The organism is Noviherbaspirillum sp. ST9 (genome assembly GCF_048799745.1).
Classification (GTDB): domain Bacteria; phylum Pseudomonadota; class Gammaproteobacteria; order Burkholderiales; family Burkholderiaceae_D; genus Noviherbaspirillum.
In genome coordinates this window covers 1-697 of sequence record NZ_JBLWFR010000086.1, presented here as the reverse complement: position 1 = coordinate 697, position 697 = coordinate 1, and the positions used below count along the sequence as shown (strand labels likewise).

The 697-nt window shown below is 44.5% G+C and carries 1 protein-coding gene; it reads left to right on the top strand.

The features are described 5' to 3' along the window. Positions 1-19 precede the first annotated feature (19 nt). Positions 20-697, top strand: a 678-nt coding sequence (locus tag ACNOHI_RS24885) for a glycosyltransferase (RefSeq protein ID WP_420477412.1), incomplete at its 3' end; no start/stop codon positions are given.

Sequence of the window (697 nt, the reverse complement as noted above, 5' to 3'; positions counted from 1 at the left end):
GGTTGGATACAATCTGGTAATGCCGCTGTTTTTATACCTTATCTGGCTGGCTGTGAGGCGCAAACCCCGTCTGCAGGAAACACCGGCGTCAGATGCTGCCGATTATGCAATTATTGTGACAGCATATGAGCAAGCCGATTCTTTGCCGGCAGTGGCAACTTCTATTCTGCAACTGCGCTACACGAATTTTCTTGTATATATAGTGGCGGATAAATGCGATGTGTCGTCTCTTAATTTCAACGATGATCGCATTATCCTCCTGCGCCCGAATGAAATTCTTGGTAGTAATACGCGTTCGCATTTTTACGCAATAGAACGATTTCGAAGGGCGCATAATCGTATTACGATTATTGATAGCGACAATCTCGTCGACGGGAATTATTTAACCCGCTTAAACGAATGTTTTGACAGGGGCTTTGAAGCCGTGCAGGGAATAAGGGAAGCGAAAAACATGGATACCACCATAGCATGCCTTGACGCTGCGAGGGATATTTACTACCATTTTTATGATGGCAAGATCCTTTTTGAAACAGGCTCGTCGGCTACTCTCTCCGGCTCGGGAATGGCCTTTTCAACTGCGTTATATAGAGATTGTCTGGAGAAACTCGATATCACAGGAGCAGGATTTGATAAAGTACTCCAAAACGAGATAGTGAAACGTGGAAAAAGAATTGCTTTCGCTGAAAAAGCTGTTGTT